General features: G+C 31.4%; 20 protein-coding genes and 2 other annotated features. Of the genes, 18 read left to right on the top strand and 2 right to left on the bottom strand.

The features are described from left to right. The first annotated feature begins 309 nt into the window (after positions 1 to 309). Complete coding sequence (locus KVH43_RS00855) at positions 310 to 1686, top strand: peptide MFS transporter (protein WP_218283060.1); 1377 nt, start codon at positions 310 to 312, stop codon at positions 1684 to 1686. Positions 1687 to 1824: 138 nt separating this feature from the next. Here KVH43_RS00855 and KVH43_RS00850 read toward each other — a convergent pair whose 3' ends face one another. Further along, positions 1825 to 2370: a helix-turn-helix domain-containing protein gene (locus KVH43_RS00850; RefSeq protein ID WP_218284038.1), complete on the bottom strand. Its 546-nt coding sequence runs from the start codon at positions 2368 to 2370 to the stop codon at positions 1825 to 1827. A gap of 166 nt (positions 2371 to 2536) precedes the next feature. Between KVH43_RS00850 and KVH43_RS00845 the strand changes: the two genes are divergently transcribed. From KVH43_RS00845 to thrS, 5 genes are all read left to right on the top strand, one after another. Further along, positions 2537 to 3613, top strand: coding sequence for a M24 family metallopeptidase (locus tag KVH43_RS00845; protein ID WP_218283059.1), 1077 nt, complete (start codon positions 2537 to 2539; stop codon positions 3611 to 3613). Between the two features lie 117 nt (positions 3614 to 3730). Then, entirely contained in the window at positions 3731 to 4495 is a 765-nt protein-coding gene (locus KVH43_RS00840; protein ID WP_218283058.1) for a DUF6873 family GME fold protein, read from the top strand. An 82-nt stretch (positions 4496 to 4577) separates the two neighbouring features. Beyond that, positions 4578 to 5489 carry a putative sporulation protein YtxC gene (ytxC, locus tag KVH43_RS00835; protein ID WP_218283057.1) on the top strand — a complete coding sequence of 304 codons (912 nt, stop codon included), beginning with the start codon at positions 4578 to 4580 and terminating at the stop codon, positions 5487 to 5489. Positions 5490 to 5651: 162 nt separating this feature from the next. Continuing rightward, a complete protein-coding gene (locus tag KVH43_RS00830) occupies positions 5652 to 6245 on the top strand; it encodes a DUF445 domain-containing protein (protein WP_218284037.1) in 594 nt (197 codons plus the stop codon). A gap of 333 nt (positions 6246 to 6578) precedes the next feature. Then, positions 6579 to 6795 (top strand) — a binding site (T-box leader). Between the two features lie 67 nt (positions 6796 to 6862). Continuing rightward, the gene (gene thrS, locus KVH43_RS00825; protein WP_255547831.1) at positions 6863 to 8767 is read left to right on the top strand and encodes a threonine--tRNA ligase; all 1905 of its coding nucleotides are present in this window, start codon (positions 6863 to 6865) and stop codon (positions 8765 to 8767) included. A gap of 28 nt (positions 8768 to 8795) precedes the next feature. On the opposite strand, the gene ftsH is transcribed toward thrS, so the two are convergent. Next, positions 8796 to 10256: an ATP-dependent zinc metalloprotease FtsH gene (gene ftsH / locus KVH43_RS00820; RefSeq protein WP_338028351.1), complete on the bottom strand. Its 1461-nt coding sequence runs from the start codon at positions 10254 to 10256 to the stop codon at positions 8796 to 8798. 416 nt (positions 10257 to 10672) lie between these two features. On the opposite strand from ftsH, the gene KVH43_RS00815 reads away from it, so the two are divergent. The 12 genes from KVH43_RS00815 to pheT all read left to right on the top strand — a co-directional run bounded on the left by KVH43_RS00815 (position 10673) and on the right by pheT (position 24226). Next, the gene (locus KVH43_RS00815) at positions 10673 to 11821 is read left to right on the top strand and encodes a DUF3798 domain-containing protein (protein ID WP_218283055.1); all 1149 of its coding nucleotides are present in this window, start codon (positions 10673 to 10675) and stop codon (positions 11819 to 11821) included. A 129-nt stretch (positions 11822 to 11950) separates the two neighbouring features. Further along, positions 11951 to 13558, top strand: a complete 1608-nt coding sequence (locus KVH43_RS00810) for a sugar ABC transporter ATP-binding protein (RefSeq protein WP_218283054.1) — start codon at positions 11951 to 11953, stop codon at positions 13556 to 13558. After that, entirely contained in the window at positions 13559 to 14599 is a 1041-nt protein-coding gene (locus KVH43_RS00805) for an ABC transporter permease subunit (RefSeq protein ID WP_218283053.1), read from the top strand. Position 14600: 1 nt separating this feature from the next. Beyond that, positions 14601 to 15935 (top strand): ABC transporter permease subunit, encoded by a 1335-nt coding sequence (locus KVH43_RS00800; protein ID WP_255547774.1) that lies wholly within the window; start codon positions 14601 to 14603, stop codon positions 15933 to 15935. Between the two features lie 167 nt (positions 15936 to 16102). Beyond that, positions 16103 to 16681 (top strand): translation initiation factor IF-3, encoded by a 579-nt coding sequence (gene infC / locus KVH43_RS00795; protein ID WP_218283052.1) that lies wholly within the window; start codon positions 16103 to 16105, stop codon positions 16679 to 16681. A 23-nt stretch (positions 16682 to 16704) separates the two neighbouring features. Next, positions 16705 to 16902 (top strand): 50S ribosomal protein L35, encoded by a 198-nt coding sequence (rpmI, locus tag KVH43_RS00790; RefSeq protein ID WP_218283051.1) that lies wholly within the window; start codon positions 16705 to 16707, stop codon positions 16900 to 16902. Positions 16903 to 16931: 29 nt separating this feature from the next. Then, the gene (gene rplT / locus KVH43_RS00785) at positions 16932 to 17291 is read left to right on the top strand and encodes a 50S ribosomal protein L20 (protein ID WP_218283050.1); all 360 of its coding nucleotides are present in this window, start codon (positions 16932 to 16934) and stop codon (positions 17289 to 17291) included. Positions 17292 to 17462: 171 nt separating this feature from the next. Continuing rightward, positions 17463 to 18818, top strand: coding sequence for a TrkH family potassium uptake protein (locus KVH43_RS00780; RefSeq protein WP_255547830.1), 1356 nt, complete (start codon positions 17463 to 17465; stop codon positions 18816 to 18818). 10 nt (positions 18819 to 18828) lie between these two features. Further along, positions 18829 to 19479, top strand: coding sequence for a potassium channel family protein (locus KVH43_RS00775; protein WP_218283049.1), 651 nt, complete (start codon positions 18829 to 18831; stop codon positions 19477 to 19479). Positions 19480 to 19496: 17 nt separating this feature from the next. Then, the gene (gene rlmB / locus KVH43_RS00770; RefSeq protein ID WP_218283048.1) at positions 19497 to 20321 is read left to right on the top strand and encodes a 23S rRNA (guanosine(2251)-2'-O)-methyltransferase RlmB; all 825 of its coding nucleotides are present in this window, start codon (positions 19497 to 19499) and stop codon (positions 20319 to 20321) included. A 182-nt stretch (positions 20322 to 20503) separates the two neighbouring features. Then, positions 20504 to 20722: a binding site (T-box leader), on the top strand. Between the two features lie 65 nt (positions 20723 to 20787). Then, positions 20788 to 21807, top strand: coding sequence for a phenylalanine--tRNA ligase subunit alpha (gene pheS / locus KVH43_RS00765; RefSeq protein WP_218283047.1), 1020 nt, complete (start codon positions 20788 to 20790; stop codon positions 21805 to 21807). A 22-nt stretch (positions 21808 to 21829) separates the two neighbouring features. After that, positions 21830 to 24226 (top strand): phenylalanine--tRNA ligase subunit beta, encoded by a 2397-nt coding sequence (gene pheT / locus KVH43_RS00760; RefSeq protein ID WP_218283046.1) that lies wholly within the window; start codon positions 21830 to 21832, stop codon positions 24224 to 24226. Positions 24227 to 24276 lie beyond the last annotated feature (50 nt).

The raw sequence follows: 24276 nt of genomic DNA, 5'->3' as shown, positions 1-24276 counted from the left end.
AAAACGACCACAGGGTTATTCCCTGTGGTTTTATTTATGTACCAACATTGTTAAAAGTTTAAGGAAAAGAAAACAGTAGTTATGCATTTTAAAATTTTTGAAATGATTGAAATTTTTTAAATATAATTACAATAAATATTGAAAAGTTTGATTTTTTAAAATATAATTATAGTAGAGATTAACATTTTTTGTATTTAAAGACATAATTATACTTATACTGTAAAAAATACAATAAGAAAGGAGGTTAACTAAAATATAGCTTTAGCATTTTTATTTAGTTGAGAAAATATCAGATCAGGAGGCGAAATTATGAGCGAAGTTGCAGTAAAAAATAAAAGACCTTTTGGTTTTTACGTTTGCTGTATAGCATTTATGCTAGAAAGAATGGCGTATTATTCTGCTAAGTATTTAATTTTTGCTTTTGTTCCTGCTGCTGTGATAGTAGGTGGGTTAGGCCTTACAAAGGTTGAAGCTGCATTGATTCAATCAAACCTTGTTGCATTTACATATCTTGCTCCTCTTATTGGTGGATATCTTACTGATAGATATATAGGAGCTAGATACTGTATCCCAGTTGGATTAGCTTTGATGGCTGTTGGATATTTTTTTGGTGGAATAGCAACAGATGCTACAGCTATGAATATAATGGTTGCTCTTGTAGCAATTGGTACAGGTCTTTTTAAAGGTAATAATTCTGCAATTAGTGGATCTTTGTTTGCTGATAGTAAACAGCTAGATTCAGCATTTTCAGTTCAGTATTCATTTGTAAATATTGGAGCTTTTATTGGGACTACATCAGTTGGTATTCTTGTAGCAACTACCTTTGCACATGGGCAAGTTCAGGGCTTTAGAGCTGCCTTTAAGCTATGTAGTATTATTTGTGCTATTGATGCTATATGGTTTTTATTTGGAATGAGATTTCTTAAAGAAGCAGGGAAAAAGCCGTTTAAAGCTGGTAAGTATACTGAAAAGAAGATTGAAACAGAAGTTAAACCATTAACAAAAACAGAAAAAAGAAAAGTTTTTGCTATTGTACTTATATCAATGTTCTCAGTAGTATTTTGGGTATTTTGGTATTTGACTTATCTTGCTGCTTATGATTATGGTGGTCAATTCGTAGATATGAATGTAAATGGATTTAAAGTACCGCTTTCATGGTTTGATTCATTAAATTCATTTGTATGTATTTCTATGGGACCGATATTGGGTGCACTTTGGTTTAAATTATCAAAACGTCCTCAAGGAGATTTGAGCTTGTTTAAAAAATTAAGCATGGGTCTTGCTTTGTTGGGTATGGCTTTTTTAATGCTTGTATTTGCAGAAATTACAAGAGGTGTAGGTGCAGATGCTACATCAAAGGCAAGTATAATTTGGCTTATTGTATTTGGTGTGTTATTAAGTATAGGAGAAATGCTGTTTTCACCACTTGGTAACTCATTTGTAACTAAATATGCACCTAATAAGATTTTCTCTATATTGATGGGCGTTTGGATTTTTGCTACGTTTATAGCAGGTAAATCATATGGCTATTTATATGCTATTGCTTCAAAATATACTATTATGCAGTCATATGTTGTCATACCAATAATTCTGTTTATATGTGCAACGATACTTTTCTTATCTGATAAAAAGCTTGTAAAGCTACTTGAAGATGAAGATCCTGAAGAAAAGATTAATGCATATTAAAAAAGTAAAAGCCAAAGCTTTAAGTAGTTTTTTTAAAAGAAAGAAGATGGCTACTTTTTTAGGGAGACATCTTTTTTCTTCACTTTTGTAAATAAAAAACGACTTACGAATAAAATATTCGCTTTGCCGTTTTTAAAATCAAAATATTGAAGGGGTTAGTACTGAGAGAACCTTTACTGGTGTATCAAGAGGATTTGTCCATTGGTGAGTTATTGTAGATGGATAGTGTATTGAATCTCCTTTTTTTACTAGATATTCATTGTTATCTATTTTTACTATGAGGGCTCCCTCTATTATGTATACGAACTCTTCTCCAGGATGGCTGTAGGTGTGTCCGTGGTCTTGACCACCCTGTATTATGACTATCATAGCTTCAAGCATTCTGTCTGCAAAGTCTCCGCTTAGTCTTATAAATTCAGAGTTTGAACCTTCTATTTTAAAAGGCTCCTGCTCTTGAACTTTGACATGGAAGTTATGAATTTCCATGCCCTTGAAGAAATATGTCATTGGAACTCCAAAGGCATCGGCTATTTTTTTAAGAGAGGTTATTGCAAGGGAAGAAGATACATTTTCTACTTGAGAAAGAAAACTGACTGAGAGCCCTGTTTTTTCGCTCAAATCCTTTAGTGTAAAATTTGCATTTTTTCTTAGTGTCTTTATTTTTTCTGCTATTTCATTAAGCATTTGCATATGTTCACCTCTATCAAAATGTATTTGATTATTTTTAATATTGCTCTACATTTATGATAACATAATGACAAAATTCTGTGAACACTGAATATTTCGATGTTTACATAAAAAATTTGGCTCAAAATAAAATTAAAAATAAAAAATTAAGGAGGGAATAAATTTGAAAATTAATAGATTAGAAAAGATACTTGATTCAATGAGGAAATCAAACATACCTCAGCTTATAATTTCAGATCCAGCTTCAATATTTTATCTAACAGGGAAGTGGATTCATCCAGGAGAAAGGATGCTAGCTCTTTATATAAGTATTGAAGGAAAGTATAAGCTTTTTATAAACGAGCTTTTTCCTGTAAGTGAGGATTTAGGAGTTGAAAAGATATGGTTTAGTGATACTGATGATTGTGTAAAGATACTTTCTGAAAGCATATCTAGGAATAAGCCTATTGGAATAGACAAAAACTGGCCTGCTAGATTTTTGATAGAGCTTATGAAAAAAGACGTAGCAAGCTCGTATGTTAATGGATCATTTGTTGTTGATAAGGCAAGGATGATAAAGGATAAAGAAGAAATAGAGCTTATGAAAAATGCTTCAAGGCTTAATGATATGGCTATGGAAAAGCTGCTAGATTTAGTAGTAGATGCTCATAGTGAGAAAAAGCTAGGTGAACTACTTCTTTCAATATATGAAGAACTTGGGGCACATGGCTTTTCGTTTGAGCCTATTATAGGATATGGGAAAAATGCAGCAAATCCACATCACTCATCAGGAGATGCGACTCCAAAAGAAGGAGATAGTATAATACTTGATATAGGATGTGTAAAGGATTCGTACTGCTCAGATATGACTAGAACTGTATTTTTTAGGAGTGTTAAAGAAAAGTCAAAAGAGATTTACAAAATAGTACTTGAGGCTAACAAAAGGGCAATAGAAACTGTTAAGCCAGGAGTAAGATTTTGTGATATAGATTTTGCTGCAAGAGATTTTATAGAGTCAAAGGGTTATGGCAAATACTTTACTCATAGAACAGGTCACTCTATAGGAATAGAGGTTCATGACTTTGGCGATGTATCTTCAATAAATACTGATATAGTAAAGCCTGGAATGATATTCTCAATAGAGCCAGGTATATATCTTCCTGGAGATGTTGGAGTGAGAATAGAAGATCTTGTGCTAGTGACAAAAGATGGTTGCGAGGTTCTTAATAAGGTTGATAAGGATTTAAAAGTAATAATATAATAAATTCATCTCTCATCCTTTAGATGGGAGATGAATTTATTATTTTTTTGTTAAAATATAAATAGTATTAAAATGATATTATACAGATAATTACTAATAATAAAAAAGGTGATAAAAATGAAATGTAAATTATTAAATATACCGTTTTTACCTAAAAATAAAGTAAAAGCAGTAATTGTAGATGGTCGAGTATCGGATAATTTTATAAACAACTTAAAATATATGGATATAAATATGATAAAAACACCTTATTGTAAAGAGCTATATAGTGCAATCTCTTATCATCCAGATATCCTATTACATCCTATAAATGGAAAAGACGTGGTTGTAGCTCCAAATGTTTATGACGATTTAGAAAAACCTCTTAAAAAATATGGATTGAATGTAATCAAAGGAGAAACAGTTTTAAGGAGGAACTATCCAGATAATATTGCATATAATATAGGGAGAGTTTCTAATTTTGCTATACATAATTTAAAATATACAGATAAAGTTACCTTAAAATTACTTGAAAAAAGTGGTGTAGAGTTGATTCATGTAAAACAAGGATATTCAAAATGTTCAATCTGTATTGTGAATGAAAGAGCCATTATTACGTCGGACAGAGGAATTGCAAAAACTATCGAAAAATATGGAATAGATACTTTGGTAATATCTCCTGGATATATAGATCTTACTGGACTTGATTATGGGTTTATTGGAGGTGCTTCAGGACTTATTGCTAAAAATAAAATAGCATTTTCAGGGTTTTTATCACACCATCCTGATTATGATAGAATTTTAGAATTTTTAGCGAATTATAGTGTGGAACCAGTCTTTTTAGAAAATGATAAGCTCAAGGATATTGGCTCGATTATACCTATTTTAGAAATGGCATATTAAGAAATAAATGTAATCTGGTATTTTGAATATCACTTCTTATTACACATATACTACTAGTACAGTAGAAGAAGGAGTGAAAAAAATGACTTTGTTGACATTGATACTTAATGCAGGTTGGGAGGATATTTGCAATCGATTGAATCGTGAAACTGATTTTTTTTTAAAAGATGGAATTGTAATAGATAGAAATATTGAAAAGGTCGGAAAAGAAATATATATCACCTATTCTGTAAAAGAATTGAATACAAAGAAATATACAGCAGATGATTTTAAATATATCTTTAAATACTATATGGCAAATATTTTTTCAGAGATAATTATTAATAATATTGAGGAAAGATTAGCTTATAAGATTTTATCTAGCCAGTATTTTTATTTTGGATTACAGGAAAGGAAGGCTATACTCAAACATTTTAATAATATACAAAAAGATGAAATGTATCAATATGAAGAGGGCGTGCTCTGTACGATAAGTAAAAAGGCAAAAATAGTGCAGCAAATGATGAATTATTTTATGGAAAACGATGCAATCCATATGGAAGGCTTTATTCGGTTTAGATTAAGAAGCTATACAGAGGAATTGGAAAACAATATAGATAGAGCAGTGGAAGATTTTATCATGGAAAAGGAATATAATGAATTTATAAGACTATTAAGATATTTTGTAGATATTCAAGAAGCTAAAATAGATACTGTACATGTACTTATGTCCGAAAATGGAAATTATCATCTTTATGATAGTAAAAATAGAATGATCAATAATGAATATCTTGAAGATTTAGCACTGGAGATGGCAGATAAAGATATAAGCTGTGATGATTTATTGATTAGCTCATTAATTACATTAGCACCTAAAAAAGTTGGTATTCATTTTTCTGCAAATGGACCTAGAAAGGAAATTGTAGAAACTATCCAAAAGGTTTTTTCAGATAGAGTATATATTTGTAGTGGTTGTAATTTATGTGGGTCTGTAAAAAATATTAAACAAGAGTAGACATAGGGCTACTCTTGTTTAATGTGAGAGTTATGCTATTGTATTGCAATAATAACTATGCTATACTGAATACGAAAAAAGGTCATATTATAACAATAAATTTATAAATATAGTAATTTTTTACAAAAGATAATGTAGTAGAGGTGAAACATATTGTTTTGGATGAAATTATTTGTTCTAGCGGTAGTTGGTGCAATTATTGGATGGATTACAAATGTGTTAGCGATCAAATTTATTTTTAGACCTTTAAAGCCTATCAATATTCCTGTACTTAATATGAAAATACAGGGACTTATACCAAAAAGAAAAGCAGAGCTTGCTAAAAGTGTAGGAGAAATAGTAGAAACAGAGCTTATATCTATGGAAGAGATTATTGATAAGTTTATTGAAGATGAAAATAAAAGTGAGATTATTTTTAATATTAAAAGAAAAATAAAAAAAATTATAGATGAGAAGCTTCCAGGGTTTATTCCAAGTGCTTTTAAGGGAATGATTGAAAGTTATATTGATGAGATGATAGATAAAGAAGCAGATAAAGCGATTACTGAATTGACAGAAAAGCTCATTCATAAGGCTACAGAAAAAGTAAAAATTTCTAAAATTATTGAAGAGAAAATCAATGATTTTGAATTAGAAAAATTAGAAGAAATCGTACTTTGCATTGCAAAAAAAGAATTAAAGCACATAGAAATTTTAGGAGCTATCATTGGATGTGTAATAGGCTTTATTCAAGGAATTATCATATTTATGTTTTAAATTGCATGATTATAGGCAAACAACTTCAAAATGAAATATAAAGAATAGTTCATTCCAGATAACTTTTGAAAAAACAAAACTTCATTCCATGAAAAAATACTAAACCTTCAAAACTCACTTCGTTCAAACAATGAAGGTTCTTAACGTATTTTTTATGAAATTTCAGTAAGTTTTTTTACAAAAGTTATCGAAGTCATTCACTTATTTTTATATATTTCTTTTTTATGTTGAAGTTGTTCACTTATAATGTATAAAAAAGGAAAATTTGAACAAACTTATTGACAAATAGTAAAAATATTTTTATAATGAAACAAAGTTAGAAAAGATAAAAAATAGAAAGCGATGATAAGGAAGAGTACTATAGACCCAATCAAAAGAGATAGGATGTCCTAGGCTGTGAGCATCCTTTGATATGACTATAGGAAAACTACCTTTAAGCTGTGCCTGAGTAGCCAAAAGGTAAAAGGGATATCGGTGTGGCAGCCTTAATGCCTGAAAGTGGATGAAATCAATCTGGGTGGAACCGCGGGAGATTCCTCTCGTCCCAAAGAATTACTTTGGGATGAGAGGTTTTTATATTTGTAAGAAGATTAAAGGAGGTAATACAATTGGAACAAATAAAAATAACTTTAAAAGATGGTTCAGAAAAAGTATGTAAAAAAGGAATAACAGTTATTGAAATTGCAAAAGAAATTAGTGGAAGACTTGCGAAAGAAGCAGTAGCAGGAGAGGTAGATGGTAAAACTGTAGATTTAACATATTCTATTATGAAAGATAGTCAAGTAAATATTTTAAAATTTGATGATGAAAAAGGAAAAGAGGTTTTTAGACATACAAGCTCTCATATTTTAGCACAGGCAGTAAAAAGATTATTTCCTAATACAAAGCTTGCAATAGGACCTGCTATTGAAAATGGGTTTTATTATGATTTCGATTCAGACCATAGATTTACAGAAAGCGATCTAGAAAAAATAGAAAAGGAAATGAAAAAAATAGTTAGTGAAAATTTAGAATTAGAAAGATTTGAATTACCTCGTGATGAAGCTATAAAATACATGAAAGAAAGAGAAGAAAATTATAAAGTAGAATTGATTGAAGATTTACCAGAGGATGCAGTAATTTCTTTTTATAAGCAAGGAGACTTTGTAGACCTTTGTGCAGGACCTCATCTAATTAGTACAAAACCAGTAAAAGCAATAAAATTATTAAGTGTTGCTGGTGCGTATTGGCGTGGAGATGAAAAAAGAGAAATGCTTCAAAGAATTTATGGGACATCTTTCCCAAAACAAAAATTATTAGAAGAATATATTCATAGATTGGAAGAAGCAAAGAAAAGAGATCATAGAAAAATAGGAAAAGAATTAAAATTGTTTACAATTCTTGAAGAAGGACCAGGTTTTCCATTTTTCTTACCAAAGGGAACACAGCTTAAAAATACTTTGATGGAATATTGGAGAGAAGTTCATAGAAAATGGGGATATGTTGAAGTAGAAACACCAATTATATTAAATAGAAAGTTGTGGGAGACTTCTGGACATTGGTACCATTATAAGGAAAATATGTATACAGTAAAAATTGATGAAGAAGATTATGCAATAAAGCCTATGAATTGTCCAGGAGGAATGCTTGTATATAAAACAGATATGCACTCTTATAGAGATTTTCCTATTAGAATGGGTGAAGTAGGAAGAGTTCATAGACATGAATTATCTGGTGCACTTCATGGTTTAATGAGGGTTAGAGCTTTTACACAAGATGATGCGCATATTTTTATGCTTCCAGAACAGATTAAAGATGAAATCAAAGGAGTAGCAAAATTAATAGATGAAGTTTACACTAGATTTGGATTTAAATATAAAGTAGAGTTATCTACAAGACCAGAAGATTCAATGGGTTCTGATGAAGAATGGGAAATGGCAGAATCTGCATTAAAGGCTGCATTAGAAGAATTAGGATTAGAATATAAGTTAAATGAAGGAGATGGTGCATTTTATGGACCAAAGATAGATTTTCACCTAGAGGATTGCATTGGTAGAACATGGCAGTGCGGTACTATTCAGCTTGATTTCCAATTGCCGCAAAGATTTGATTTAACTTATATTGGGAAAGATGGAGAAAAACATAGACCTGTAGTGATTCATAGAGTTGCTTTTGGTAGCATTGAAAGATTTATAGGGATATTAATAGAGCATTTTGCTGGAAAATTTCCAACATGGTTAGCACCAGTACAAGTAAAGGTACTTCCTATTGCTGATAAATTTATGGATTATGCACAAAAGATTGTAGAGATGATGAAGGAAAAGGGTATACGTGTTGAAATAGATGATAGAAATGAGAAAATTGGATATAAAATTCGCGAAGCTCAATTAGAAAAAGTTCCATATATGATTATTATTGGAGAAAAAGAACAAACATCAAATACTATATCTGTTCGTTCAAGAGATGAAGGAGAACTTGGTAGTCAAGAAATTCAAAGCTTTATTAAAAGAGTTGAAGATGAAATTAAAAACAGAAAATTATAATAAAAGAGAGTCATATGACTCTCTTTTATTATATGGATAGGCTGTATTTTTGTTCATTAAGCTTTAAAATATTTTCTAATTCTTGTCCAGTAAGTGTTTCTTTTTTGTATAGTTCAGTAGCTATTGCTGATAATAAATGGCTATGCTTTTCTAATGTTTGAAATGCATCTTCATAGCATTCATCTATGATCTTTTTTATTTCTTTATCAATTAAAGGGTAACAATTTCTTATTAGAGTTGGTTCGAATACACGATTTTTTAAATTACTCATCCCATATTCACAAACCATTTGATAGGCAATTGTATTTGCTTTTTTTAAATCATCCTTTGCACCTGTTGAAACTTCTCCAAAAATAAGTTGTTCTGCACATCTGCCTCCTAGTAAAACTTTTATTTTATTTTTAAGCTCATTGGTTGTAGTTAAGTATCGATCTTCTTCAGGAGCATACATAACATATCCTAAAGCTTCACCACGAGGGACAATAGATACCTTTGAGACCAAATCGCAGTTTAGTATTTTTCCCATTAAAGCATGACCGGCTTCATGGAAGGATACTTTTCGCTTTTCTTTATCTAGGATAACAGCATTTTTTCTTTGAAGTCCTGCAATAACCTTTTCAATGGCTTCGTTGAATTCGTCTATACCAATGGCTGATTTGTTGTTTCTTACAGCGAGTATTGCAGCTTCATTGGCGATATTAGAAAGATGGGCACCTGACAGTCCATGGGTTCTTTGGGCTAATTCCTTTATGTTTACACTTGGGTCAATAGGTTTATTTTTTGTATGCACCATAAGGATTTCTTCTCTTGCACGAAGGTCAGGATTTCCTATAAATATGTGTCTATCAAACCTACCAGGTCTTAAAAGAGCTTCGTCTAAAAGATCCAATCGGTTGGTTGCACCAATCACAATAATGGTCTGTTCTGAATGAAAACCATCCATTTCTATTAGAAGTTGGTTTAAGGTTTGATCCTTTTCATTGTTGCTTTCTGAGGTTCTCTTAGCACCAATTGCATCTATTTCGTCAATAAATATTATACTTGGAGAAGTTTTTTTTGCTTTTTCAAAAAGAGACCTTACTCTTTTAGCTCCTACACCAACATATTTTTCAACGAATTCAGAACCACTAGCAGGAAAGAAGCTAGAATCTGTTTCTCCTGCAAGAGCTTGTGCCAGTAATGTTTTTCCTGTTCCAGGAGGGCCATAAAATAAAATTCCTTTAGGAATTTTAGCACCCATTTTGTGATATTTAGTGGGATGCTTAATGAAGTCAATTATTTCAAATAATTCTTCTTTTACTTCATCAAGACCAGCAACATCATTGAAACGAATAGAAGGTTTGTTGATATTTTTGTTTTGTTTATCATCTCGATCCATTTTTATGTGCACAGGTTCGAGTTGAGCAGATTTGTCTAATCTTACATAGCCAATCAATAAGCTTAAACAGAATAAAATTAAAACAAATCTATATGCACTAGGTATGTGCACATAATGGCTATTTCCATTGAAAAAGATCATTATTATAATGATGCTGATCAATAGAATAGAACTAAAAATAATCAAAAAGCTTTTCTTGTTTGAGATAGTTCATCACCTTCTTTCTAAATTCTTTATCATTAGTTTTCCCAATGAAGTAGAAAAAATATTAATAGAAAAAAGAATAAATAAATTTTTATTAAACCATAAAATATCAGAAAATAAAAAAAATTACATATTATAAAGAGGAAATTTCAAACAAATATAGAATATAACTACTTACAAGTTAAAAATGAGAAAATTCAAAATAAAAAGAAAATAGAATAAAATGGGACATTGCTTGCATAGAAATAAATAAGTATTTTATAGAAAAGAGAAAAGAATTGTGTTGCTCTTTTCTAAAAAAATAAAAAATGGGAGGAATTTCAATGTTAAAAAGAAGCATATCAATTTTAATGGTTTTATTGATGTTAGTAGGTCTTGCAGCTTGCGGTCAGGAACCAGTATCAGAAGAACCAGTATCAGCATCTGATGAAAATTGGAAAATTGGGATTATGACAGGTACTGTTTCTCAAAACGAAGAAGAGTATAGAGCTGCTCAAGAAGTAGTTAAAAAATATGGAGAAGAGCATGTGATTTTAATGACTTATCCAGATAAATTTATGGATGAGCAAGAAACAACAATCGCAAATGTTGAAAGTATGGCTTCAGATCCAGCTGTTAAGGCTATAATTATTGTGCAAGCTGTTCCTGGAACTTCAGCAGCTATTGATAAAGCAAAAGAAATAAGAGATGATATATTGTTTATATGTGGTGTTCCAGGAGAGGATCCAAAGATGATTGCATCTAAAGCAGATGTTGTATTTGCAATGGATGAGTTATCTATGGGAAGTACCCTACCTGAGCAGGCTAAAAAACAAGGGGCTACTAAATTTGTTCATTATTCATTCCCAAGACATATGTCTTATGCACTTCTTTCTGCTAGACGAGATTTATTAAAAGAAAATTGTGAGAAGCTTGGTCTTGAGTTTATAGATGCAACTGCTCCAGATCCAACAGGTGATGCAGGTGTATCAGGGGCTCAGCAATTTATCTTAGAAGATGTTCCAAGAAAAGTTGAACAATATGGAAAAGATACAGCATTTTTCAGTACAAACTGTTCTATGCAAGTACCTCTTATTAAAGCTTGTTTAGATGAAGGAGCGATTTATCCTCAACCTTGTTGTCCTTCTCCATATCACGGATTCCCTTCTGCATTGGGAATTGAAATTCCTGAAGATAAAAAAGGTGATATTGATTTTGTAGTAAGTCAAATCAAAGAAAAAATAGCAGAAAAGGGTGGTACAGGAAGATTTTCTACTTGGCGAGTACCTTGTGCTATGATGTTTGTTGAAGCAGGAGCTGAATATGCAAAAGCTTATATTGATGGAGAAACAAATGGAAAATTAGATGTGGAAAAAATTAATGAAAAGTTCAAAGAATATGCAAAAACAGATGTACATTTAACACCACTAAAAGAGGGTGGAAAGACTTATGATAACTATTTAATGGTACTGATGGATTTCCTAAACTTTTAATGAATTGATATTTGTAGAAGATATAGATTTAAATATAAGGTTGCCCTATTGGCAGCCTTACATTTTATAAGTAGATAGTTAATAACTTAAATATAGGAGAGCATAGTGAAATTCTTAAGGGGTGAGAATATGACAGATCAGTATGTACTTGAGATGAAAAATATAGAAAAATCATACTTTGGCAATAAAGTTCTAAAAGGGGTTAGCCTCTCTGTAAAACATGGGGAAATCCATGCATTATTAGGAGAGAATGGTGCAGGAAAATCAACTCTTATGAATGTATTATTTGGTATGCCAATTATACATTCGACAGGTGGTTTTAATGGAGAGGTTATTATTAATGGGGAAAAAGTAAATATAAAATCTCCTAAGGAAGCTATGAAAATTGGAATCGGTATGGTTCATCAAGAGTTTATGTTGCTTGCGGGCTTTACTTTGACAGAAAATATAAAGCTAAATAGAGAAATAACGAAGGATAATCCTCTTAGTAAAATATTTGGAGAGAGTTTGAAAATTTTGGATTTTAAAAAAATGAATGAAGATGCAAGAAAAGCATTAGATACTCTTGGAATGGATATAGAGGAATGGGCAAAGGTAGAAGGATTACCTGTTGGATATATGCAGTTTATTGAAATTGCAAGAGAAATTGATAAAAGCAATGTAAAACTTTTAGTTTTTGATGAACCTACTGCTGTTTTGACAGAAAGTGAAGCTGACAATTTAATGGATGCTATGAAAAAAATAGCAGCTTCAGGGATTGCTATTCTATTTATTACACACAGATTAGATGAAGTAATGGAGGTAGCAGACAATATAACTATTTTAAGAGACGGAGAGTTAGTTGCATTAAGGAGGAAAGAAGAAACAAGTGTAGAAGAACTTGCTGAACTTATGGTTGGAAGAAAGATTGAAGTTACTACTAAATCAGAAGGTGATGGTAAAAAAATTGAAAATAGAGATATAATTCTTTCGATGAAAAATTTCAAAGTAGATATGCCAGGAGAAGTAGTAAAAGGAATAGATCTAGAAATTAAAAATGGAGAAATACTAGGAATAGGAGGGTTAGCGGGTCAAGGAAAAATTGGAATTGCTAATGGGATTATGGGGCTTTATCCGTCAAGTGGAGAAGTATATATAAAAGGAGAAAGACTAAAGCTTAATAATCCAAGTTATGCTCTTAAAAGTGGATTAGCTTTTGTTTCAGAAGATAGAAGGGGTGTAGGTCTTTTGTTAGATGCTTCTATTGAACACAATATAGCAATAACAACAATGCAAGTAAGGAATAAGTTTTTAAAGAAAATTGCTTTTTTTGATCAATTAGATACTAAAAAAATTAGACAACATGCTTTAAAAATGATAAAGGATTTAGATATAAGATGTACAGGGCCTATGCAGATTACTAGAAGATTAAGTGGTGGTAATCAGCAAAAGGTTTGTATTGCAAGAGCATTAACATTAGAACCAGATATTTTGTTTGTTTCAGAACCTACTAGAGGAATAGATATTGGAGCAAAAAAGTTAGTATTAGAAGTGTTGGTAAAATTAAATAGAGAACTTGGAATGACTATTGTGATGACATCTAGTGAACTAGCAGAGCTTAGAGCCATTTGTGATAGGATTGTTATTATTTCTGAAGGAGAGGTTGAAGGGATTATTAGTCCGTTTGCAAGTGACAGAGATTTTGGTTTAATGATGGCGGGTGAATATCGTAAAATGCATAGAAAGGGGGCTTTATAGATGACAGAGACGATTAGAAGATTTTCAAATAAAGTAGGTCTTCCAAGAATAATTATTAGTGCATTTTTTCTATTTCTTTTCATCTTAGCATTATTATTTAAGCTGCCGATTAATACTTTAATATCTGATAGTATACGAAGGTTTGGTATGTATGGGATATTGGTATTAGCGATGGTACCAGCCATACAATCCGGTATTGGTCCAAATTTTGCACTGCCATTAGGCATTGTTTGTGGCCTTTTAGGAGGTCTTATGAGTATTGAATTTGGATTAAAAGGAACTCAAAGCTTTATTGGAGCACTATTGATTTCTTTACCCTTTGCAATCCTTGTGGGATGGATTTATGGAATTCTTCTTAATAAGATAAAGGGATCTGAAATGCTTGTTGCAACATATACAGGTTTTTCAATGGTATCTTTTATGAGTATTATGTGGATATTACTCCCCTTTGATCATCCTGAGATGGTTTGGCCGATTGGAAATGGGCTTAGGGTAACTATTGCTCTTGATACAACCTTTGGACAAATATTGAATAATTTAGGGGCATTTCCTATATTAGGAATAAATATTCCTACAGGTCTATTGTTATTTTTCTTTGGATGTTGTTTGTGTGTTTGGTTATTTTCAAGAAGTAAGATGGGAACTGCAATGAAAGCAGCAGGAGATAATCCTAAATTTGCAGTAGCATCAGGAATTAATGTTGACCGATGCAGAATTATTGGTACAGTTTTATCTACAGTGCTTGGAGCTGTTGGTATATTGGTTTATGCTCAAAGCTATGGTTTTATTCAATTGTATCAAGCACCGCTTATGATGGCGTTTCCAGCAGTAGCATCTATATTAATTGGTGGTGCTTCAGCTACTCGTGCAAAAATATCTCATGTTATTTTAGGGGCTTTCTTATTTCAAGGTCTTTTAACGGTTGCTCTCCCTGTTGCAAATGAGATTGTAAGTGAAGGGAATTTATCTGAAGTACTTAGAATGATTGTACAAAATGGTATTATTCTTTATGCATTAACAAAAGTAGGGGGGGGAAATTAATATGGCACATATGAGTAATACAAAAACGTTTAACAATAATTTAGAAAACAAAAATACATCGTTGAATATAAAAAGTATTTTTATTAACCACAGTGTAACAATATTATTTGTTATTATATGTATTATAGGCATTAAGCTTTCTAAATTACCATTATTCTTTATTGCAAATGAATTGCTTACAAGGATTACAAGAAATTCATTTTTGGTATTGTCACTAATTATTCCCGTATTAGCAGGAATGGGGCTTAACTTTGGTATAACTATTGGGGCGATGGCAGGACAAATTGCTATTATTGCAGTAACACATTTGGGGGTAACTGGAATCAAAGGGTTTTTATTGTGTGCTTTGTTAGCAGTGCCTTTAGCAATGCTATTTGGTTATTTGACAGGTAAATTATTAAATAAAACAAAGGGGCAAGAAATGATTGCAAGTATGATTGCAGGTTTTTTTGCCAATGGGATATATCAATTTATATTCTTATTTTCTATTGGTACTATAATACCTATGAAAGATCCAGTAATGATGTTAAGCAGTGGCGTAGGTATAAGAAATACTATTGATTTATCAAGAAATGTTGGGATTAAATATGCTTTGGATAATCTTCTGAAATTACCTGTTTTTAAAGTGTGTTTAGTAGTAGCTCTTTTTACGATAATTATATATACTTTGTTTAGAATATATAAAGTGAAGTATAAAGATTATAAAAAAGAAAAATTTTTCTCAGCTAAATATATAACAACTATTACAATTTGTTTAGTGATAATTATCATTAGCTGTATATTTGCTTTTAATAGCAACCATCTTCCAAGCCAACTAAAGATGTTTAAGAATATAAAGCTGCCTGTCATTACATGTATAGTAATTTTAGTCCTTTGCCTTTTTAATATATTGATTGTAAAAACAAAATTAGGTCAAGATTTTAGAACGGTTGGACAGAATAAACATATTGCAAAGGTTTCAGGGATTGATGTAAATAAGGTTAGGATTATTGCAATTACTATTTCTACATTATTAGCTGCTTGGGGACAATTGATTTTCCTTCAAAATATAGGGACACTCAATACCTATGGAAGTCATGTGCAAATAGCTACTTTTTCAATAGCTGCCCTCCTTATTGGTGGAGCATCTGTATCAAGAGCAACTATTGGGCAAGCACTTTTGGGAACTATATTGTTTCATACTTTGTTTATAGTTTCTCCAAAGGCTGGGAAAAACTTGTTTGGAGATGCACAAATAGGAGAATTTTTTAGAGCATTTGTTGCTTATGGTGTTATTGGTCTATCTTTAGGACTTCATGCTTGGAAAAAAAGAATACAATTTAAAAAAGTAGGATAAAATAAAAAAATAGTTGACAATGTTAATACTTAGTGATAATCTATATAAGTAATATCAAGTAGAAGGTTTCCGCTTCTCACCTTGCAACATGGGTTCGTAAGGTTTATAGCTTAGTACTTGCTACATAGTTGTGCAAGCATTTTGTTGGTTGATGAAGCGGATGTTATATGCATTCGCTTTTTATTGTTATATATTTTATCCCATTAGGGAGCATTAATTTTAGGAGGTGTCCAATCATTAAAGAATTAGAAATTAATGAAGAGATTAGGGACCGAGAAGTTAGACTTATTGACATGGATGGTACGCAATTAGGTGTTATTTCAGGAAAAAAGGCACTAGAGATAGCTATGCAAAAAAGATTAGATTTAGTAAAAATAGCGCCTCAAGCAAAGCCACCTGTTTGTAAAATCATGGATTATGGAAAATACAAATTTGAACAATCAAAAAAAGAAAAAGAAGCAAAGAAAAAACAAAAAGTGATTAATGTAAAAGAAGTTCGATTGAGTTTGAATATTGAACAACATGATTTAGGCGTAAAAGCAAATAATGCTATTAAGTTTTTATCAAAGGGTGATAAAGTAAAAGTTACTTTAAGATTTAAAGGTAGAGAAATGGGTTATTCTAAGTTAGGATATGATGTAATGGATAAATTCGCTCAGCTCATTTCAGAGGTTGGTACTGTAGAGAAAAAGCCAAATTTGGAAGGTAGGAACATGACTATGTTCTTAGCACCAAAGAATGCTTAGATGATAGAGGGGAGGAAGCAAACATGCCAAAAATGAAGACACATAGAGGAGCAGCAAAAAGATTCAAGGTTACAAAAAGTGGAAAAGTTAAAAGAGCAAAAGCTTATAAAAGCCATATTTTAACTAAAAAGAGTCCTAAAAGAAAAAGAAATCTAAGAAAAGCTGCTATGATGCCAAAAGCTGAAGAAAGAAGAATCAGAAAAGTATTACCATACGCATAAAAATAGGAAGGTAAAGGAGGTAGAAAAACATGGCAAGAGTAAAAAAAGCAGTAAATGCTAAAAAGAAACATAAAAAAATATTAAAGCTTGCAAAAGGATTTTATGGAGCTAAAAGTAAGATTTTCAGAGCTGCAAATCCAGCAGTAATGAGATCTTTAAGATCTGCATATATAGGAAGAAAATTAAAGAAAAGAGACTTTAGAAAGCTTTGGATTGCAAGAATTAACGCAGCAGCAAGAATGAACAATATTTCATATAGTAGATTCATTAATGGATTAAAGCTAGCAGGTGTTCAAATCAATAGAAAGATGTTAGCTGAAATGGCAATTAATGATGAGAAAGGTTTTGCACAATTAGTAGAAGTTGCAAAACAAAAATTGAATGCATAAAAATAGACTCTATTCATGAGTCTATTTTTTTCATAGTTGATTCATATACTTTGAAGGATTTGTTTAAAATAATAGATGGAAATGAATAGAACTTTTCTTTTAAAAAAGACTTGTTAGTGCTATAATAAATGCATAATAAAGTTAGGAAGAATTTGGACAGGGGTGATTGTTATAGATATTAACAAAAGAATTGACAAGTATAAATTAAACCCTGCACAGATACTCGTTTTAGGATTTGCTAGTGTTATTTTAATGGGAGGGATACTTTTAAGTCTTCCTATTGCATCAAAGTCTGGGCATAGTGTGGGATTTATTAATGCAATTTTCACAGCAACTTCTGCGGTCTGTGTAACAGGATTAGTTGTTGTAGATACAGCTACCCACTGGACTGTATTTGGGCAGACTGTTATTATTCTGCTTATTCAGATAGGTGGATTAGGATTTATGAGTATGGCTACTTTTTTTGCATTAATTTTTGGTAAAAGAATTACTTTGCGAGAACGTTTAGTCATGCAGGAAGCACTCAATCAATTTAATATAGCTGGAATTGTACGACTTACAAAATATATATTGATTACAACCTTTACAATAGAAGGAATTGGTGCAGTGCTGTTATCCTTTAAATTTATTCCTATATATGGTGTATCAAAGGGTATAGGACTAAGTATATTTCATGCAATTTCTGCATTTTGCAACGCTGGTTTTGATTTAATAGGAAATTTTAGAAGCTTAACACCTTTTGCAGATGATTTTTTAATAAACATGGTTATTTCTTTTTTGATTATCACAGGTGGATTAGGTTTTACAGTAATCGTTGAAGTACTGCAAAAAAGAAAGTTTTCAAAGTTTAGTTTACATACTAAGCTGGTACTTTATATTACAGGAATTTTGCTATTGGTAGGATTTATAGCTGTTTTTATATTAGAGTATAATAATCCTGAAACCTTAGGGAAATTAACTCTTAAAGGAAAAATATTAGGAGCGTTTTTTCACTCTGTTACACCTAGAACAGCAGGATTCAATACACTACCAACAGATAAGCTGACAACTGCTACAATATTTATGACAATGGTTTTTATGTTTATAGGAGGTTCTTCTGGATCTACTGCTGGAGGAGTAAAAACTACAACAGCTGGAGTAATTATTTTTACAATTATAAATATTATAAAAGGGAAAGAGGACACAGAAGTTTTTAATAGAAGAATACCTAGAGAGATTATTAATAGATCTTTGGCAGTAATAGGTATAGCTATGGTTCTTGTTATAATTGTAACTATGATTTTATCAATAACAGAAGCAGGACATAGTTTTATGGAGATTTTCTTTGAAGTTACTTCTGCTTTTGGAACAGTAGGATTATCTTTGGGGATGACACCAAGTCTTAGTATTATAGGAAAAATTGTTATTTCTCTTACTATGTTTGCAGGTAGAGTAGGACCTATGACTATTGCACTAGCTTTAGCAAAAAAACAGCAAAAAAATAAGGGATTGATTAAATATCCTGAGGAAAGAGTAATTGTAGGATAGGGGTGTTACGATGAAACAATTTGTAGTAATAGGCTGTGGAAGGTTTGGTTCAAGTGTAGCTAAAACCCTTTATGGATTAGGGTTTGATGTATTAGCAATTGATGCTAATGAAGATGTCATACAAGGAATAGCTGATTCTGTTACCCATGCAGTACAAGCAGATGCAACAGAGGAGGCATCTATTAAATCTCTTGGAATGAGCAACTTTGATGTTGCAGTGATAACGATAGGCTCTAATATACAAGCTTCTATTATGGCTACCCTAATTGTAAAAGAGCTGGGAGTAAAGCATGTAGTAGCTAAGGCACAAAATGAGCAGCATGCAAAGGTACTTTATAAAATAGGAGCAGATAGGATTGTGTTCCCTGAAAGAGATATGGGTGTTAGAGTTGCACATAATCTTGTATCTTCTAATTTCTTAGATATTATAGAACTTGCTCCTGATTATAGTATTGTAGAGATATCTGCTCTTAAAGAATGGGAAGGACAAAATTTAAGAGATTTAAATATGAGAGCAAAATATGGTATCAATGTGATGGCTATTAAGCATGGTGTAGAAATTAATATATCTCCGAGGGCAACGGATATTGTTAAGAAAGACGATGTATTAGTAGTTATTGGGCATAATGATGATTTACAAAAGATAGAAAAGAAGGTATAAAATAAGAGGTGAAATTGTTGATCTTAAAGATTTATTCTAGTGACAATGGAGCTATTAAACATGTAAAAGAATTAAAAAAAAGGAAATATAGACAAAAATATAGTGAATACATAGTTGAAGGTATAAGGATTATAAAAGATGCCTTAGAAAATAATCAAGAAATTAAGTATATATTATTTTCAGAATCATTATATAATGTATCTGGAGGACAAGAATTATTTAATATTTTGATAAAAAGGAATATTAAAATATATGAAATTCCAAAAAAAATTTATACTGAGCTTTCCGATACTAAAAGTCCACAAGGTATTATGGCGATCCTTTCAATAAAGCAATATGATTTAGATGAGGTATTATGTGCTTCAAATAATTTATTTGTAGTGCTTGACCGCATACAAGATCCAGGAAATTTGGGAACAATTATAAGAACAGCAGATGCTGCGGGCTTTGCTGGTGTTATATTGACAAAGGGATGTGTCGACTTATATAATCTAAAAACAATAAGAGCAACAATGGGTTCTATATTTCATTTTCCTATTATTCATGGAGAAGAAACAATAAAAGTTATCAAGCATTTAAAATTAAAAAATATTAAAATTGTTAGTACAAGTTTAAAAACAGATAAATATTATGATGAAGTTGATTATAATGAAAGAACAGCATTGATAATAGGAAATGAAGCTAATGGTGTACTGGAAGAAGTGCTAGAAAATTCAGATGAATTAGTTAAAATACCAATGCTTGGGAAGGCTGAATCTTTGAATGCTTCTATTGCAGCATCTATTATAATGTATGAAGCTGTAAGGCAAAAAAGGAATCAGAAAATTTCAAAAATGACATAAATAGGACATTTCTTTTCTTGTAAACCTCTTTTTGCTGTGCTATAATGAAGAAAAAGTGGCTATAAAAGGGGTGTGGGCATTATGGTTAGTACTGCTGAATGGTTTTGGAAGATTTTTATGTTAACGGGAAACATTAATGCCTATTTGGGTTACAGGGAATTAGTTGCAGATTATTAATATGGATATTGGTAATGATAGAGAAAAGTAGGTTATGGATTGCTTTACAGAGAGGAAATGCCACAGGCTGAGAGCGTTTCTAAATAACAACCTAACTGAAGTTCCCTCTTGAACTATAGGGCTGAAAAAATAGTAGGTTCTATCGGTCGACGCCGTTAAGTCAAATGAGTGGTTAAAGTAATTTAACTATTAGGGTGGTACCGCGGAAAATCTTCGTCCCTTGTGGATTGAAGGTTTTTTTATTTGGGAATAATTTTTATAAATTAAGATAATTAGAAGGAGGATATAAATGAAAGAGCAACTAAAAAATATACAAAGTGTTGCAGAAGGTGCTATAAAAGAGGCACAGTCAATGCAGGAATTAGAACAAATTAGAATAAAATATTTAGGAAAAAAAGGAGAACTTACAGTATTATTAAGAGGAATGAAGGATTTATCTCATGAAGAAAGACCTGTAGTTGGCAAGATTGCTAATGAAATTAGAGCTGCTATTGAAGGGGCTCTTGATGAAGCTAAAAATGAAATAAAACAAAAAGAGAAAAATTTAAGACTAATGAATGAAACTATTGATGTAACAATGCCGGGTAAAGCAAAAAACTTAGGGCACAAACATCCTCTTACAATGGTTTTAGATGAGATAAAAGATATATTTATTGGTATGGGATTTAAAATTGCAGAAGGACCTGAGATAGATACAGTGTACCATAATTTTGATGCACTAAATGCACCAAAGAACCATCCATCTAGAGACCTGACAGATACCTTTTATATTACAGATGATATTTTACTTAGAACACAAACATCAACAGTACAAATAAGAACAATGAAAAAAGCTAGGCCTCCTATTAAGATTATTTCTCCAGGAAGATGCTTCAGATCTGATGAATTAGATGCTACCCATTCGCCAATGTTTCATCAAATAGAAGGCTTGGTAGTAGATAAGGGAATTACTATGGCAGATTTAAAAGGAACACTAGATTTGTTTGCAAAGCAGTTGTTTGGAATTGGGACAAAGACAAAATTTAGACCTCACCACTTCCCATTTACAGAACCAAGTGCAGAAGTAGATGTTACTTGTTTTAAATGTAATGGAAAAGGATGTCGCGTATGTAAAGGAAGTGGATGGATAGAAATTTTAGGTTGTGGTATGGTTCATCCAAATGTCTTAAAGGAATGCGGCATTGATCCAGAAGAGTATAGTGGATTTGCATTTGGAATGGGACTTGATCGAATCACAATGCTAAAATATGGGATTGAAGACATAAGATTATTTTTTGAAAATGATATGCGTTTCATAGAGCAGTTCTAAAGAAAAGATAGGAGGAAGAGATATGTTTGTACCAGTAGAATGGTTAAAGCAATATGTAGATATTGAAAATATAGATATTAAAGACTTAAGAGATGGACTTGTTATGTCTGGTTCTAATGTGGAAACAGTGGAATATTTAGGAGAAAGAATAAACAAAATCGTTGTAGGAAAAATTTTAGAAATCAAAAAACATCCAAATGCTGAAAAATTAGTAGTAACACAGGTAGATGTGGGAGATGAAGTTATTCAAATTGTTACGGGAGCAACTAATGTAGAGGAAGGTCAATATATTCCAGTTATATTAAATGGAGGAAGACTTCCAGATGGTACGAAAATAAAAAGAGGGAAGCTTCGAGGTGTGATATCTAATGGCATGATGTGTTCAGGAGAAGAATTAGGCATTGAAGATAAAGCATTACCAATGCATCAAGCAAAGGATGGCATTTATATATTAGATGAAGATTACCCATTAGGAATGGATATAAAAGATGTATTAGGATTTGATGATCATATTATAGAATTTGAGATCACACCAAATCGACCAGATTGTCTGAGCATGTTGGGAATGGCAAGAGAAGCGTCAGCAACTTTTAATGTTCCTTTAAAAGAGCTAAAAATCAATATAAAGGAAGAAGTAGATAATATAGAAAATTATGCGTCTGTTGAGGTGTTAGATAGTGAGCTTTGCAACCGATATGTAGCAAGAGTGATCAAGGATGTAAAAATAAAGCCATCACCACAGTGGATGCAAAATAGATTGATGAAAGCAGGGATAAGACCAATCAATAATATAGTAGATATCACAAATTATGTTATGCTAGAATTAGGTCAGCCTCTTCATGCTTTTGATTTAGATACTTTAGCTGGAAAAAAAATAATAGTAAAAAGAGCAAAAGAAGGAGAAAGCTTTGTAACCTTAGATGGAGCAGAAAGAAAATTAGATAACAGTATTTTGATGATTGCAGATAGTGAAAAATCTGTAGCATTAGCAGGGATTATGGGAGGACTTAATTCAGAAGTAACTGATAATACTAAAACAATTCTTCTTGAATCTGCAAATTTTAGTGCTAATGCTGTAAGAAGTATTTCTAAAAAATTAGGATTGAGAACAGAGGCATCTGCAAGATTTGAAAAAGGGATCGATCCAAATACTGCAATTATTGCTGCAAATAGAGTATGTGAATTAGTGGAAGAATTAAAGATTGGTAAAGTAGTAAAAGGCGTTATTGATATTTATCCAAATAGATTAGAAGAAAAAGTAATAGAGATTAGACCAAAGAGAATGAATGATTTATTAGGTACAGATTTATCTAATGAAGAAATGATTGATATATTAGAAAGATTAGGAATGAAAGTCGAGACAAAGCAAGAAAAATTTTCAGTTACAGTACCAAGCTTTAGATTGGATATTACCCAGGAAATAGATTTTGTAGAAGAAATAGCAAGAATTTATGGTTTTAATAATTTGGGCATGACTCTTCCAAAAGGGAATACACAAGGAGCTAAGACAAATGGTCAAATAATTGAAGCATTAGCTAAAAATACTTTAAATGCAGTAGGATTAAATGAGATTCAAACTTATTCATTTATAAGTCCTAAAACGTTTGATTTATTATGTATCCCAGAGGAAAGCTTCATGAGAAGAGTTGTAAAATTAATCAATCCTCTTGGAGAAGAAACTAGTGTTATGAGAACTACTTTAATGGGGAATATGCTAGAGGTGCTATCTCGTAACTACAACCGCAATGTAGAAAAAGCTCAGGCGTTTGAATTAGGAAATACCTTTATTCCAAAGAGTATTCCTGTTGAAACACTACCAATAGAGAAAAAAGTATTAACATTAGGTATGTATGGGAAAGAAGTAGATTTTTATAGTCTAAAAGGTGTTATAGAAAGACTATTTGAAAGACTTGGAATAAAAGATTTTGAATATATTCCAGAGAAAAATCATAAAACATTCCATCCAGGAAGATGTGCAAATATTATTTATGGCAATCATATATTAGGGGTTATGGGTGAAATCCATCCAGATGTAATGGAAAATTACGATATGGATATAAGAGTATATGTATCAGAAATAGATTTTAATATTATTTATCAAATTGCAAGCTTAGATAGATTATATCAAGAGCTTCCGAAGTATCCTGCTGTTACAAGGGATATGGCTATAGTTGTAAAAGATGATATCTATGTAAAACAAATAGAAGCTATTGTAAAAGAAAATGGTGGAAAAATATTAGAAAGCATAAAATTATTTGATGTGTATAAAGGAAAGCAGATTGAAGAAGGCTATAAGAGTGTAGCTTATTCCTTAACTTATAGAGCTAAGGATAGAACGCTTACAGATGAAGAAGTAACAAAGGTGCATGAAAAAATTGTAAAAGAGTTAGAAGAAAAATTAGGTGCAACTTTAAGGTAATTAATGATTATAAGGTAGAATCGTTTATATAAATGATTCTACCTTGCTAT

Origin of the sequence: Crassaminicella indica, from assembly GCF_019203185.1 — a bacterium.
Lineage (GTDB): Bacteria > Bacillota > Clostridia > Peptostreptococcales > Thermotaleaceae > Crassaminicella > Crassaminicella indica.
The sequence above is the reverse complement of the archived record's forward strand: the minus strand, read 5'-3'. Positions and strand labels throughout refer to the sequence as shown.